This is a genomic window from Photobacterium indicum (assembly GCF_003026215.1).
Lineage (GTDB): Bacteria > Pseudomonadota > Gammaproteobacteria > Enterobacterales > Vibrionaceae > Photobacterium > Photobacterium indicum.
The window spans coordinates 266,602-280,962 of the sequence record NZ_PYOC01000004.1 but is presented as its reverse complement, the minus strand read 5'-3'; the positions used below and the strand labels follow the sequence as shown (position 1 = coordinate 280,962).

Annotated in this window: 15 protein-coding genes; 11 read left to right on the top strand and 4 right to left on the bottom strand. The window is 43.4% G+C overall.

The features are described from left to right. The first annotated feature begins 382 nt into the window (after nucleotides 1-382). The 3 genes from C9J47_RS14040 to C9J47_RS14035 all read left to right on the top strand — a co-directional run bounded on the left by C9J47_RS14040 (nucleotide 383) and on the right by C9J47_RS14035 (nucleotide 4,251). Nucleotides 383-1,210: an SDR family oxidoreductase gene (locus C9J47_RS14040; protein ID WP_107254089.1), complete on the top strand. Its 828-nt coding sequence runs from the start codon at nucleotides 383-385 to the stop codon at nucleotides 1,208-1,210. Nucleotides 1,211-1,993: 783 nt separating this feature from the next. Continuing rightward, the gene (locus tag C9J47_RS27120) at nucleotides 1,994-2,140 is read left to right on the top strand and encodes a hypothetical protein (RefSeq protein ID WP_170107510.1); all 147 of its coding nucleotides are present in this window, start codon (nucleotides 1,994-1,996) and stop codon (nucleotides 2,138-2,140) included. A gap of 23 nt (nucleotides 2,141-2,163) precedes the next feature. After that, the gene (locus C9J47_RS14035; protein ID WP_107254088.1) at nucleotides 2,164-4,251 is read left to right on the top strand and encodes a hypothetical protein; all 2,088 of its coding nucleotides are present in this window, start codon (nucleotides 2,164-2,166) and stop codon (nucleotides 4,249-4,251) included. Nucleotides 4,252-4,415: 164 nt separating this feature from the next. Here the strand turns inward: C9J47_RS14035 and C9J47_RS14030 are convergent, their stop codons facing one another. After that, complete coding sequence (locus C9J47_RS14030; protein ID WP_211321752.1) at nucleotides 4,416-4,577, bottom strand: hypothetical protein; 162 nt, start codon at nucleotides 4,575-4,577, stop codon at nucleotides 4,416-4,418. Between the two features lie 35 nt (nucleotides 4,578-4,612). After that, nucleotides 4,613-5,212: a multifunctional acyl-CoA thioesterase I/protease I/lysophospholipase L1 gene (gene tesA, locus C9J47_RS14025; protein ID WP_107254087.1), complete on the bottom strand. Its 600-nt coding sequence runs from the start codon at nucleotides 5,210-5,212 to the stop codon at nucleotides 4,613-4,615. On the opposite strand from tesA, the gene C9J47_RS14020 reads away from it, so the two are divergent. Continuing rightward, a complete protein-coding gene (locus C9J47_RS14020) occupies nucleotides 5,211-5,885 on the top strand; it encodes an ABC transporter ATP-binding protein (RefSeq protein ID WP_107254086.1) in 675 nt (224 codons plus the stop codon). The two genes, tesA and C9J47_RS14020, sit on opposite strands and share 2 nt — an antisense overlap. Beyond that, the gene (locus C9J47_RS14015; RefSeq protein WP_107254085.1) at nucleotides 5,882-8,347 is read left to right on the top strand and encodes an ABC transporter permease; all 2,466 of its coding nucleotides are present in this window, start codon (nucleotides 5,882-5,884) and stop codon (nucleotides 8,345-8,347) included. Before C9J47_RS14020 ends, C9J47_RS14015 begins: the two co-directional genes overlap by 4 nt. 74 nt (nucleotides 8,348-8,421) lie before the next feature. Here the strand turns inward: C9J47_RS14015 and C9J47_RS14010 are convergent, their stop codons facing one another. Beyond that, the gene (locus C9J47_RS14010) at nucleotides 8,422-9,339 is read right to left on the bottom strand and encodes a TIGR01777 family oxidoreductase (protein WP_107254084.1); all 918 of its coding nucleotides are present in this window, start codon (nucleotides 9,337-9,339) and stop codon (nucleotides 8,422-8,424) included. Nucleotides 9,340-9,714: 375 nt separating this feature from the next. Here C9J47_RS14010 and C9J47_RS14005 point away from each other — a divergent pair, with 375 nt between their 5' ends. From C9J47_RS14005 to yfcE, 5 genes are all read left to right on the top strand, one after another. Next, nucleotides 9,715-10,449, top strand: a complete 735-nt coding sequence (locus tag C9J47_RS14005) for a DUF1538 domain-containing protein (protein ID WP_006232792.1) — start codon at nucleotides 9,715-9,717, stop codon at nucleotides 10,447-10,449. Nucleotides 10,450-10,467: 18 nt separating this feature from the next. Then, entirely contained in the window at nucleotides 10,468-11,250 is a 783-nt protein-coding gene (locus C9J47_RS14000; protein WP_107254083.1) for a DUF1538 domain-containing protein, read from the top strand. Further along, nucleotides 11,250-11,600, top strand: coding sequence for a P-II family nitrogen regulator (locus tag C9J47_RS13995; RefSeq protein ID WP_107254082.1), 351 nt, complete (start codon nucleotides 11,250-11,252; stop codon nucleotides 11,598-11,600). The genes C9J47_RS14000 and C9J47_RS13995 overlap by 1 nt, the downstream gene beginning before the upstream one ends. After that, nucleotides 11,597-12,028 (top strand): CBS domain-containing protein, encoded by a 432-nt coding sequence (locus tag C9J47_RS13990; RefSeq protein WP_107254081.1) that lies wholly within the window; start codon nucleotides 11,597-11,599, stop codon nucleotides 12,026-12,028. Before C9J47_RS13995 ends, C9J47_RS13990 begins: the two co-directional genes overlap by 4 nt. Before the next feature lie 86 nt (nucleotides 12,029-12,114). Further along, complete coding sequence (gene yfcE / locus C9J47_RS13985) at nucleotides 12,115-12,663, top strand: phosphodiesterase (protein ID WP_107254080.1); 549 nt, start codon at nucleotides 12,115-12,117, stop codon at nucleotides 12,661-12,663. Nucleotides 12,664-12,799: 136 nt separating this feature from the next. Here yfcE and C9J47_RS13980 read toward each other — a convergent pair whose 3' ends face one another. Then, nucleotides 12,800-13,075, bottom strand: a complete 276-nt coding sequence (locus C9J47_RS13980) for an Rdx family protein (RefSeq protein ID WP_107254079.1) — start codon at nucleotides 13,073-13,075, stop codon at nucleotides 12,800-12,802. Nucleotides 13,076-13,443: 368 nt separating this feature from the next. Here C9J47_RS13980 and focA point away from each other — a divergent pair, with 368 nt between their 5' ends. Beyond that, the gene (gene focA, locus C9J47_RS13975; protein WP_011219452.1) at nucleotides 13,444-14,289 is read left to right on the top strand and encodes a formate transporter FocA; all 846 of its coding nucleotides are present in this window, start codon (nucleotides 13,444-13,446) and stop codon (nucleotides 14,287-14,289) included. The last annotated feature ends 72 nt before the right edge of the window (nucleotides 14,290-14,361 follow it).

Sequence of the window (14,361 nt, the reverse complement as noted above, 5' to 3'; positions counted from 1 at the left end):
TAACCTGAATGTGTGACAGTAATATTACGTTATTGTTTTTTTTGTCATTACTAGCGTGATAATGGTACTTAATGCCTATTTATGATGGCTACAATGCAATGATTGAACTTTTATCACACAGGTAAAGGTGTGGTTATAAGTGGAGATAACTGTGTTCACGAATAATTCAAGGCGCAGTGTATCGGTGTAGCCTCCTAGATCGAACGAAATTACAATGTTGATGCTTGTGGTAGTACTGTTCGTAAACTAAAAACCTCATGTTATGATGCTCGATCAAAAGGACTGATCGTTCAATATTTATTCACTAATAAAAGGCTGGCTATTTGTCGTTTAAGGTTGGCATAAAGGCAGTCTCAGTGAATGCAGTGGGAAGATAGAAAATATGAAAACGTCGATATTAATTACCGGGTGTAGCAGTGGTATTGGTCGTTACTGTGCAGAGCAACTACACGAAGCTGGCTATCAGGTTATTGCTAGCTGCCGAAAGCCCGAAGATGTGGCTGTGCTCAAAGCACAGGGGGTTTCCTGTGTTCAGCTTGATGTAACGGACTCAGCATCTATTCACTCTGCACTAAAAGAAACATTGCAGCTAACGGGCGGTAAGTTAGACGTGTTATTCAATAATGCTGGGTACGGTCAGGGCGGAGCAATCGAAGACCTACCGACAGAAGCGCTTCGAGCACAGTTTGAAACGAACTTCTTTGGCTTACATGACCTGACTAGGGCTGTGATTCCGGTTATGTTGAAGCAAGGGCATGGGAAAATAGTTCAAAATAGTTCTGTGTTGGGGCTGGTCGCTATGAAGTATCGCGGAGCATACTCGGCAACAAAATTCGCTTTAGAGGGCTATTCAGATACTCTTCGCTTGGAATTGATGGATACAAACATCTCTGTCAGTTTAATCGAGCCTGGACCAATTGTGAGCAAGTTCAGAGAGAACTCTTTACGTGCAGTTAAAAGTGCAATAGATATAGATGGCTCCCGGCATAAAAAGAATTATCAGAAAACGTTAGCAAGGCTGGGAAGTCAGGAGTCTTCAACCCCTTTTACACTTGGTCCGGAAGCTGTATTGAAACAGTTACAGAGAGTCTTAGATAGCGCCAGCCCTAAGCCGCGTTACTATGTGACAAAATCAACCTATATATTTGGGTACCTTCGTCGCTTTTTATCATCAAGAATGCTTGATGGTATTTTAGTTAAAGGTAATTAATAGAGAGTCGTGTGTTAGTCCTACAGAATTGAGCACCTTGAGGTAACGTGGGTATACATCCATCGAGTGAGTCGATATTAGAGAGGGGAAGAAAATCAAGTTTGTTTAATAAACCCATCATTTTTATAAACAAACATTAATGTAAAATATAAATTAACATAGTGTTCAATAACATCATTGACGTATTTGGATAATACAAATTCGTTTATTTAGAGCCATAACTCGACGAATTTTCAACCATCGTAATATAAAAGTAGATTGTTAACTTTATTGTAAATTACGTGATCTCCCCCCAGCAGGTAGACATGCCTAAGAATAAAACACATTGAATATAAGCGCATGATATAAAAGTAATTATTATTGATGAAGAATAACACCACTGTTAAATCAATAACTTAAGCTTCTTGATTTTATGGCGCATTGCTTTTATCGAATTGAATCTTCCATTTATTTAGAGTTAAAAATCTATTTTATCAGTATTGATAACTATATCTTTACGTCAATTTAATGACATGCTCAGTTATTGTTTTGACGTTTAACTTAAAAGATATTTATATTTCATTGTTTGTGATTAAGCTTTAAAAATTCACTTGAAAATACCAAGATTTTATTTTATTGGCTGTCTATAATGCCGATAAGTTTTTTTATATTGTTCAAGGTTAATTTTATATGTATGCATATGAAGTTAATTTCCATCTAAAAACTCATAATTACTAATTAAGAAATATTGCGCTTAGTTATACAACCAAGCGAACGTTTGACGTATTTTACAGAGGAAGTGTCATGAGATTAATAAAGCGCCTGTTATGTTTAGTCACTATTAGTTTTGTATTAACTGCCTGTAATAGTGGGGGAAGTTCGAATGCGGTTGAAGCATCGCAAGATGTGAGTGGAATTAGCACGCCTTCAACGGTTAGCGTCGTTAACTAAACCAAATATAAAAAGGATTTGATATGAACAAGTTATCTTTATCGGCTGCAATTGCCAGTGCCCTATTCTCTTTACCAAGTTCGGCAAATTTTAGCGATTCAGGCACTGACTACTCAAATACGATCACCGACAGTTATGTCGGTGAACAGGCAGCTGAGCCGCTGAATATGGCTAACATGCTATTGTGTATTATGAAGGCGACCGGGGCTGAAAATTTTGCTAATTCTGATTACCGGGCATTGGTGGATTCAGCCCAATGCGAAGGTCGACAAGATAGTGACAGTTCGCAGGCCACAGCAAATAAAATCTCATATTCTGAGGTGGTGGTTAGCTCGTCCCGCGCTAACAGTCAAAGTTCGCAAGACGTTACCGTCTGGTTCCAGGAAGCTGAAGAGCAAGATGGCCAGTATATTATTAACACCAGCGTATCTGCAGCCCCAAGCCCGACTAGTCCTTTCGGCGAACTGCAGTTTACTTTTAAACATGCCAGTGGCAGCGACAAGGGTGACCTGAATATATCTGTTCAGAATGGCCAGAATGTGATCAGCCTGATCAATACTTTCGAAGAGGGTGGAAACACTATAGAACAGGCTGCGATTGTGCAGATTGATGATGCTCAGGGCAACAGCGGCCGCGGTAAAACAAAAGGCCTAGACTGGAACCAAAACCCTCCTGTGCCTATTGAGTACAAACTGGCCTACAATGAAGATTACTATTTCAAGCAAGTCGGCAGTGATCCGGAAGTTTGCTTAAGCCGCAATAACCCGCGCGAGAATGCCCACCGTTATTCTCTATTTAATGCCACGACTGGCGCTTTGCTGGACATTAAGGCTGGCTTTAACTTCGAATACATTTCATCGCTTAACGGCCAACCTCAATACGGATTTATCGGTGAGTGGGGTCTGTGGACAGAAGAGCAACAGCAACTAGGTTATGTGCCCCCAACAACAATTACCGATGATGCTGGCGTGAGCTACACTGTCATGACGGCACCAGGCAAGTTGGTACGCCAGACAAAAGGGCAGCGTCCCTTGCAAGATGGTGAATCTTTCGAATACTGGAACGGCAGCAGTTCAACGACGGTTTACTGGATTGAAAGTGCAGGCCAGTTCCAGGCCGATAATGGCTCTGGTAACCCTGATGGTGTTGATGCTGGCATAACACCAAATACTTACTTCTGGTCACCTTTGCTGCGTCAGAATGTCAATTATCTGGGCAATGGTAGCGGAGTTCATAAGGTGGCTTACACGACCAGCGAAACCGTCCGTGCCAATGATGCCATTTTTAACAGCGGGGCGATCGGCCTGACCTGTTACGGCGACTGCCCGCAAAGCAACATCAGCCTTAACGATGCGGTTAAGTGGACTTTCACTCAGTCTTACGAAGATCCGTCCAGTACAGGTATCGCGTATAGCCTAGATCCGGCAGATATGACCCTGAAATTGTCAGGTCAGCCGGTTACACTTAACTTTACCCGTGATGATCTAAGTAATGGGCAGGAGTTTTGGGGAGCATCGAGCGGTGAATTTGTCCTGAGTTCTGATGCAGGCTCTGTCACTAGCTGGGATGATCTTAATGGTCAAAGCCTGGTCACCTATCGCTGGGAAATGGGGGTCGATATCTGGAGCCAGTTGACTATGCTGAAAAATCAGGCAGATCAGAGCTTCTATGAGTTCGACAAACCCGTTAACTTCATTTACACCCACCAGACAGCAAATGATAGAAATGGTGAATCCAACAGCGATGGTAAGCAGGTAATGCTGGAGTACCACGGACCGGATAACATGCATGGTATCCCATGGGAACAGGCCGACGGTCAGTGGAATGCTCAGTTCAGCATTGCAGACGGTACCGAAGTGCATACCGACAGTAACGGCAACCGTTATGTTGTGAAAGCCACCGGTATTGACAAACGCTTTGTACCTGCGGCTGGCGGCGCAAGTGATTGTACTAACTCAGGGTTGGATCTGAACGGCGCGGCTCTACTGACATTACCAACAGCGGCGAATATTCCGACCATTAGCACAACCTGGGCAGACAAAGAGAGCTTAACTGTTGCAGATGAACCTTGGGTTGTTCATGGTGAAGTACAAGCTGCAGCCAACGAATAATCACGGTTTAGCCTTAATATTTATGCCATAAACCAAATTATTTCAAGGTGCAAAATTCTCGCTGAAACGAGTGTCTTGAGGTAACTTGGTGTATAGGAGATTGTTCACGTAATGCATGCGTGAACAATCTCCTAATGTCCCGCCGGTAATGTCTAACGTTTCTTTTAATCCCTGTTGAATTGACTCGCTAGAGGTGAGATAAAGCTGTACGCAATGTAGCCCTTACGCTTGTAAAGCAGCAACATCTTTTGGGTGGCAATAACTTGGTAACCCGCTCGATGAAGTGCGATTGCACAGTGGTTGCCAATGCCAATGCCAATGCTCATTGTTATCTCTCTTAAAGGTTCGCTGTAGCTGGGAGTTATAAATAAGGCGCGATATTCTCTGCCATATATTCGGCAATCCATGGCTGAGCATCAGATTTAGGGTGCAAACCGTCATTCATCATCCATTCTTGTTTTAAAATGATCGGCTCTAAAAAGAAAGGTAACAGTGGTGTGGCTAACTCTTTACTGAGTTGAGGGTAAATAGAACTGAACATATCACTGTAGCGTTTGCCGTAATTTGGCGGCACTTTTATCTGCACGAGCATTGGCTTGGCATCAGCATTTTGAATTTCAGTGATCATTTGGCTGAGGTTGTTACGTATAGTGCCTTGTGGAAAACCACGTAAGCCATCATTCGCCCCGAGTTCAATTATGACGTAAGCTGGTTTATGTTGTTGTAATAATGTAGGCAATCGAGCCAAGCCGTTTCCTGTTGTATCACCTGAAATGCTGGCATTTACAACGGTGATTTCGTGACCTTGTTGCTTTAATGCGGGTTGCAGTAACACCGGCCAGCTTTGCTCTGCCCGCATTTGATAGCCCGCGCTCAAGCTATCACCGACAACCAGTAACGTGTTGCCCCACGCATTTAGCGAGCATAAATAGATCAATAAAACTGAAAGGATTCGCATCATGTCAACATCCGTGATTAAGGCTGTATCTGTGTCTAAAAAAGTGACGACGGCATCGTCTTCACTCACCATTTTGCAGGATGTTTCCCTCGAGGTCGAGCAAGGAGAAACAATAGCACTTGTTGGCGTCTCTGGCGCAGGTAAGTCCACCTTAATGACATTGTTAGCAGGGTTGGATATTCCGAGTTCGGGAGATATTGAATTATTGGGGCAGTCTCTGTCGCAATTAGATGATGAAGCGCGTGCGGCTTTACGTAGTGAGGCTATAGGGTTTGTCTTTCAAAGTTTCTTATTAATTCCATCCTTAAATGCGGTTGAAAATGTCATGTTACCCGCCATTATTAAAGGCGATGTGGGTGATGAGGCTCGAGCATCAGGCTTATTAAAATTGGTCGGTTTAGCGGGTAGAGAGACCCATTTACCTTCACAACTGTCGGGTGGAGAGCAACAAAGGGTAGCACTTGCGCGTGCATTCATGACACGCCCTCAGGTGTTGTTTGCCGATGAACCAACCGGTAATCTTGATGAGCAGACAGCGGCGAATATCATTGATTTACTTTTTGCATTAAACCGAGATCACGGTACAACATTGGTGTTAGTGACTCATGATTCTGTGCTTGCAGAACGCTGTGATCGTACCTTACGAATCCAAGGTGGAAAGGTGGAGGCGGCATGACAGACATGACTGACTCACAAAGAGTACAAAATCGGCAGCAGCCCAAACTGTTGCTTAAGTGGAGCTGGCGAGAGTTGTGGCAAGGTCAGCTTTGGCCGGTGGCTGTTGCACTCACTTTGATTATTGCTTGTGTGTTTGCATTGGCAGCATTAGTCAGTCGAGTTGAGAGGATCATGACAGATCAAGGGCGATCAGTGCTCGCCGCTGATTTAGTGCTGGTCTCTAATAACCCGATCGAACCGACATTACTAAGCAAAGCCGAAGCGCTTGGTTTGACGTTTTCAGAGCAAACACGTTTTGGCACCATGGCATTTAGCGAACAGCAAATGCAGCTGATCAGCGTAAAAGCAGTCGCGAGTGATTTCCCATTACGCGGGCAATTGGCGTTACAAGATCTGCAACGTTCACAAAGCAAAGTTAATCCGGGAGAGTTGTGGTTATCGGAACGTTTATTTTCACTTCTGGATGTTAAACAAGGGGATACTGTTGCGATTGGTGATGCTGAATTAAGGGTGTCAGGTAAAATAGCGCAAGAGCCTGAGCTGTCGTTTAACCCTTTCAGTCAGATGCCCGCGGTGCTCATTCATGAAAATGATGTTGCTGCGACAGGTGCGGTTCAACCTGGTGGGCGTGTACAGTATCGCCTGTACCTTATGGGCAGTGACGATAAGCTTGCCGCGATTCAAGATTTTTCATCGTTAGAACCAGGTCAACGCTGGCTGAGTGAAACCTCACAAGGCCGTACCGGTGAGTTTATTGATCGCGCCAGACAATATTTATCTTTGACCTTAATTCTAGTCATTTTGATGGCGACAGCGACCTTGGTACTGACGTGCCAGCACTATACCTCAACCCGTGTTGAAACCGTTGCCATGATGAAAAGTCTGGGGGCGAGCAAGCGATGGCTATGGCGTTGGTTATCTGGTCAGCTAGCGATGTTATTCGGGCTTTCTGCCGTCGCAGGGCTATCGATTGGCTGGGGGCTGGAAGTATTGCTGCGCTTGCCCCTGGCGGATATTCTACCGGATCCATTGCCAGCTATGGGGATGTCTCCGTGGTTCATCAGTATTTTCGTTGCTTTGCTGGTGGCGGTTCCAGGGATTGGTATCCCTTTAATCCGTCTGCTTGATGCGCCAGCTATTTCGGTAATTCAGCAGCAAACTGATAGGCCTAAGAATAATAAAGCCAACGCCTTATTGTTATTGCCCGTTGCCGCAGCATTGATCTGGTTCGGTGATAATAAATTAATGTGGATGACCTTGGTGGGTATTGTGGTCGTATTGGTGCTACTCGCTTCTTTGGGCTTGGTGATTTTATCATTACTGCGCAAAAGAAGGTGGGGACCAGCCATGACACTAGCGTTGAGCCGCATAAGCCGCAGCCCATTAACAACAGGGGCTCAATTGGCGGCACTCACAAGCTCATTAATGTTATTGGCTGTTATTTGGTTACTGCGATCCGATTTATTAGCCGATTGGCAGCAAACATTGCCCATTGATACACCTAACGTATTTGCGATTAATATCAGTGCTGAACAACAGCAAGAGTATTTAGCGAAACTTGATCAAGAGAATATTCCTCATTCTGAAGCCTATCCGGTTATTCGTGGCCGAATAGTTGCGGTGAATGGGATCGATTTATTGACGCAAGCTGATGATCCCGAGCAGCGTGATGAAGCATTACGTCGTGAGTTAAATTTCACATGGCGTGAAACCTTGCCTATTCATAATGATGTGCTAGATGGTAATTGGCCAGAACCTAGATTAGCAATAAAAGGGGTGTCAATTGAGTCTGGTATTGCTGAACGGTTAGGACTATCGGTAGGTGATGAACTGGGTTTTAATGTGAATAGTCAGCCATTCTCAGCCACGGTGAATAGTATTCGTCATGTTGAATGGCGAAATATGCGGCCTAATTTTTATTTTATTTTTACCCCTGATGTAATGGCTGACTTACCTGCCACCTGGCTTGTAAGTTTTAGGATCGAGTCAAACCAAAATGATGTGGTAAACCAGCTAGGGCGGGATTACCCAACCGTGAGTTTGATGGATTTACGCACCATGGCATCGCGTATCCAACTGATGCTCCAACAAGTGTCATTATCATTATCCGTGTTAGCGGCGCTAGGAGTGATCAGTGGATTATTGCTGGTGATGACGCTGCTACGCCTGAGTATGGCTCAGCGCCAACAAGAAATTAAACTGTATCGAACATTAGGCGCGAGTAGAAAACGTATTTCAGCGACGGTATGGGGTGAGTATGGCTTGATGGCATTGATTGCTGGCTTTATGGCTGTTGTCGGTGCAGAAGCCATTGTTGCTGCGCTGGTAAAGTGGGGATTTGAAATGCCTCCACAATGGCACCCTATGTTATGGATAATGTTGCCTACCGCTGCGATTGGTTTGGTTCTGTTTATTATTAGCACCATGCTGAAGCAGTTATTACAGCCATTGAAGTCTTAATTAATCTCAATAAACATCCGTGTGTTCACGGATGTTTATACCCCAAAGGTAACTTGCGGATATCTCTTTCACTATTAGGTTAATGTATTTGTCAGGGCATGTTCTAGTTCGGGGTAACAAAAATGAAAACCCTGTGACTCCAATTTTGCTGGTAAAGCACGTTGCCCATCGAGCAGCAATGAGGCAGATTCCCCTAATCCGATTTTAAGTAACCAAGCAGGTGTGCTTAAAATATGCGGGCGATGTAAAACCTTCGCCAAGGTTTGACTGAATTCTTTATTGGTTACGGGGGTTGGAGCGGTGAAGTTAAATGCACCTTGTGCTTGTGGCGTTTTAAGTAAAAATAAAATCCCTTTCACCATGTCTTGTAAATGAATCCAAGGGAAATATTGTTGTCCGTCTCCGAGTGGTCCACCAAGCCCTAATTGATAAGCGGGTAGCATTTTGGCAAGAGCTCCACCATGTTTAGCGAGCACGATACCAGTACGTAATAAGCATACCCGTGTTTTATCTGATTGCGCGAGTAAGGCTGTATCTTCCCATTTTGTACAGACGGTTTGAGCGAAATCAAGAGGGGAGGAGCTTGCGTTATCCTCGTTTTTTATTTGTAGGCTTTCATCAAATTGATTAGATTTTTGATTACCATAAATACCCACCGCAGAACCACTGATAAATGTATGAGGAGGATTACTGCTCGCATTTATTTTATCTACTATTGCATCAGTAATTGCCCAGCGGCTTTCACAAATAATCTGTTTTTGTTTGTCGCTCCAACGTTTATTAACAATAGGCTCACCCGCAAGATTAATGACCACATCAATATCATTGAAGTCACTGAGCTCTTCGATAGATGAGATGACTTTGATGTGATGCCCTAATCGTTGGTAGGCCATTGCTGGGTTGCGACTTAGTACGGTTATATGATCATGATTGAAATGCGGCAGCAGTGCTTTACCTATAAACCCGGTTCCACCTGTTACTAATATATTCATGTTTGTGCTTCTCCTTCTGCTACCGTTCAGATAATACGCCTCTTTTAAACTATTCGATCAAAGAATTATTGCCGGACACAGGTCTTTAAGTGTCAGTCGGTATAAGTATAACCAAGTGTGTTTGCTCAGGAATAAATATCCTTAAATTCCCTCAAGATGCTCGCTGAGGTCGCTTTGAATTCTACACCTTGAAGTGGTTTAGCTATACAGGCCTTTGAAATAGCAGAATGAGAAAAAATACTACTTTTACAAGGTCTTTTTATTATGAATATTTAATAGTGTGGTGGGCTTCTCGCCTCGCGCAATAAAAGTTGTGTCTAAATATTAATGAGCCATAAATATAGTAGGTGAATTAATATCACAACAAGGAGATGCATGAAATCTATCATGGCTTTATTGAAAGCAATGCTCTCTAGTTTTCGTGATTTATTACCGATTATTTTTGTGATCAGTTTTTTTCAACTGGTGGTATTACAACAGCCGTTACCGCAATGGGGACCGATATTACTCGGGCTTATTTTTGTTGTGATGGGGCTCACCTTTTTTATTTTTGGTTTAGAGATGGGCTTGTTTCCCATTGGTGAATCAATGGCGCACGCTTTTGCTAAAAAAGGCAGCTTAGCTTGGTTATTAGTCTTCGCTTTTTGTTTAGGTTTTGGTACCACCATTGCTGAACCCGCATTAACTGCAGTTGCCACAGAGGCCGCAGAAGTCGCAGCTGAAGGAGGCATGATAGATAACAATCAAGAAGCACAATTAGACTATGCCTCTGGCTTGCGATTGACGGTCGCTTTTTCTGTTGGGCTAGCCATTATGCTAGGGGTTATTCGTATACTAAAAGGTTGGCCAATTCAGTGGATGATCGTTGGGGGCTATTTACTGGTAATGATCATGACCTGGTTTGCTCCACCGAGCATTATCGGCATTGCTTATGATTCTGGGGGCGTAACGACATCAACCATTACAGTGCCCTTAGTCACTGCCTTAGGGGTGGGGTTAGCCTCGTCAATCAAAGGGCGAAATCCGATGATTGACGGCTTTGGTTTAATTGCGTTTGCTTCATTAACGCCCATGATTTTTGTTATGGGGTACGGCATGGTGTTGAGCTAATGGGGATGACCTAAAGACATGAGTCAATTTGCTTCAACACTTGTGCAATTTTCTGACACCTTAATGATGACGGTGCGCGACGTTGCGCCCATTGTGGTGATTATATTCGGTTTCCAATTAGTTGTTTTACGTCGTCCTGTTGCAAATTGGCGCCGTGTCGTTTTGGGGTTTGTTTACGTTATTGTTGGTTTATCGTTGTTCTTAATGGGCTTAGAGCTGGCGTTATTTCCGCTGGGTGAATCGATGGCTGAGCAACTGACTGCACCTGAGTTTTTGTATGGTGAAGGGGCAGTCATTCCTTTGGTTATTGACTGGGTAGATTACCATTGGGTATATATTTTTGCCGCCGCAATAGGGTTTAGTACCACAGTGGCAGAGCCATCCTTGATTGCGGTCGCGATCAAAGCGAGTCAGGTCTCGGGCGGTACAATTCAAGTAAATGGATTACGTATTGCCGTTGCATTAGGTGTTGCCATGGGCATTGCTTTGGGGAGTTATCGAATTGTGGTGGGTGACCCTTTGCATTATTACATTATGGCGGGATATATCATTGTGGTGATACAGACTTACTTTGCACCTAAATCAATTGTGCCGTTAGCGTATGACTCTGGTGGTGTGACAACATCGACGGTAACAGTGCCGATCGTGACGGCATTAGGATTAGGGTTAGCCTCTACCGTTCCGGGGCGTAACCCGATGTTAGATGGTTTTGGTTTAATCGCGTTTGCCAGTTTATTTCCGATGATCACAGTGATGGGGTATGCCCAATTATCGGTTTGGCTGGAAAGGAGAGCTGAATAATGCGTTTTAAATTGTTAATTGCTTTTGTTGAAGATTCAAAAACAGATTCTGTACTCGATGCAGCACGTGATGCGGGAGCAACGGGAGCAACTGTTATTAATAATGCTCGTGGAGAAGGGTTGAATAAAAAGAAAACCTTTTTCGGTCTTACTTTAGAGGTACAGCGTGACGTTATCTTATTTGTGGTTGAAGAGCATTTGGCACGATCGATTTTAGAAACGATTGAAGAAGTTGGCGAATTTGATAGTGAGAAAGGGCAAGGTATTGCACTTCAGCTAAATATTGAAGATGCAGTTGGTGTTGCTCACCAAATTGAAGAGTTAACCAAGGTGGTTGGGGACAAGTTATGAATGAATATAATTTGAGTCATCGTGAGTTTGGCGATCAGCGTATTATTCGAGTACGCGATGTAATGATGGATGCTTACGCGATGGTTGAAGGCGTTACTACGGTTGCAGATGCTATCGTTATTGCCAAGCAGCGCCAGGTTAAAGCGTTAATCGTTAATAAGCGCAATGCCGATGATGAATACGGTATTGTGTTGATGAATGATATTGCCAAGCAAGTGTTGGCTCAAGATCGTTCACCGAAGCGTACTAATATCTATGAAATTATGACTAAGCCTGCATTATCAGTAAATGCGTCGATGGATGTTCGTTATTGTGCGCGTTTATTCGAACGCTTTGGGATCAGCCGTGCCCCAGTTATTGAAGATGGCAAGGTATTGGGCATGGTGAGTTATAACAATATTGTATTAAATGGCATGTTGCATGATTGAACGTATTTTGAAACGATGCTGAATAGAAAAAAGCAGCGGATAAGCGTAATATACTGTTCCTGTTTTACAACGTGTGACTTTGCCTTATGAAATTATTTTTTGCCTCCGATATACATGGCTGCTACGACAGCGCGAAAAAAGCGATTGCTGCATTTGAGCAAAGCGGAGCTCAGCACTTAATATTATTAGGCGATGTCTTGAATCCTGGCCCAAGAAATACTGTTCCTGCGGGTTATGCGCCGACTAAAGTCGCTGATTTATTGAATCAGTTTGGTGACTGTATTGTTGCCGTGCGTGGTAACTGCGACAGTGAAGTCGATCAGATGCTGCTTGATTTCCCTATGTTAGCGGACTACAACTTAGTGCTTTTGCCTAACGGTCGACGTTTATTTTTGACCCATGGTCACTTATATAATGCCGATAAGCACCCACGCTTAAAAGTAGGTGATGTGATTGTATCGGGTCATACACATATCCCCGTGGCTGAACACAAAGGGGACCTTGTATTGTTTAACCCCGGATCTGTCACCATGCCTCGTGGCGATCATCAGGCAAGCTTCGGTGTGTTTGAAGATAACATGCTAAAAGTCATCACATTTGATGGTGATGTGCTCCTTTCTGTAGCACTGAACTAAATTCATCTATAGATATTTCGGCGTAAAAAGTCAGTTTTAAAATAAGCAGTAAGACAAAAAAAGCGCATTCACTTTCATGGCTATTTGAATGAGTGGTGCGTTTTTTAGTTTGTATTTAATACCAACTACAAGGTGGTTAACGATCGGCATGACCTAAATCCCGCTCAGGATCGATAACATCCCGTACGCGTTGTTTTAGCTGCTTGGCATCAGGAAACCCACCGTCCGCTTTACGCTCCCAAATCAGCTGCTCATTACAGTGCACCTCGAAGCGCCCGCCTGTGTCTGGGTGCAAACTGATGGTTTCAATTTCTTCGCTGAATGTATGTAGTAATTCTTGAGACATCCATGTTGCGCGTAACATCCAGTTACACTGACGACAGTAGTAAATATCTATTTTTGCTTTATTCATGTTGACCTCTTTACAAGAATGATACGAAAGGGTTGAAGCCGATAAGTAACTTGAAAGCAATTACAAAGGCTAATACTGCTAAGCAGTGTTTGGTTAAGAGAGGCCTTTTTGAATTACAAGGGGCACATCTACACCGTCCCATACGACATAACACACCTATGCAATGTAAATAATTCCTTTGTTTACAATTCCATACATATTTTAAGGGTTAAGGGGTTGCCTGAATATAATCATTCACCTCGGAATATGCGAACAAAGATTGCGTTTTTTTCGATGATTTATGGTGTTTAAGGCTTGAAATTAACCCTTGTTGGGTTCAGTATCCGCTGTCAATTTTTTGTATTTCAATATGTATCAGGTGAGTGTTTATGAATCAGGGTCAATTTGATTCCCTTTTACCGCCGCAGATGGCGGAAAAAGCTGCAGAAGTCGGAGTAGGTAAGGCAACTAAAGACCCAATGAAGTCTTTTCTGTTGGCTATTACTGCAGGACTGCATATTGGGATTGCGTTTATTTTCTATACCACGGTGACGACGGGCTCTGGGGATATGGCATGGGGAATGAGCAAGTTCATCGGTGGACTTGCATTTAGCCTCGGGCTTATTTTAGTTGTGATCACTGGTGGTGAACTTTTTACGAGCTCTGTCTTGACGTTAGTGGCTCGCGCGAGTGGAAAAATTAGCTGGAAAAGCTTATGTATGAACTGGGGCGTTGTTTATATCGGTAACTTGATCGGTGCATTGTTACTGGTGGGTATCATGCTAGTGGCTAAGCAGTACATGTCGGCTAATGGCGCGGTAGGCATTAATACCATGCAGATTGCTCAGCATAAATTGCATCATGGCTTCTTTCAGGCCGTTGCACTTGGCATTATGTGTAACGTATTAGTCTGTGCTGCCGTTTGGATGACCTTCAGTGGCCGCACCCTAACCGATAAAATTTTGGTTATGATTTTACCTGTTGCAATGTTTGTATCTTCAGGTTTTGAGCACTGTATAGCTAATATGTTTCAAGTACCGATGGCGATTGGTATTAAGACATTGGCATCGCCTGAGTTTTGGCAACTGAGTGGTATGAATCCAGCTGATTTTGCTGATTTAACCATGAGTAATTTTATTATTAATAATCTTATTCCAGTGACTCTCGGTAACATTATCGGTGGTGGTGTGTTTGTCGGGATGGGTTACTGGCTCATTTACTTACGTAGTGAGTAATATCAACCTAGGCAGGTTTTTGATCATCCTTGCTGGTTAGAATGGTTCATCCAGAATAATATCGTTGTTTAC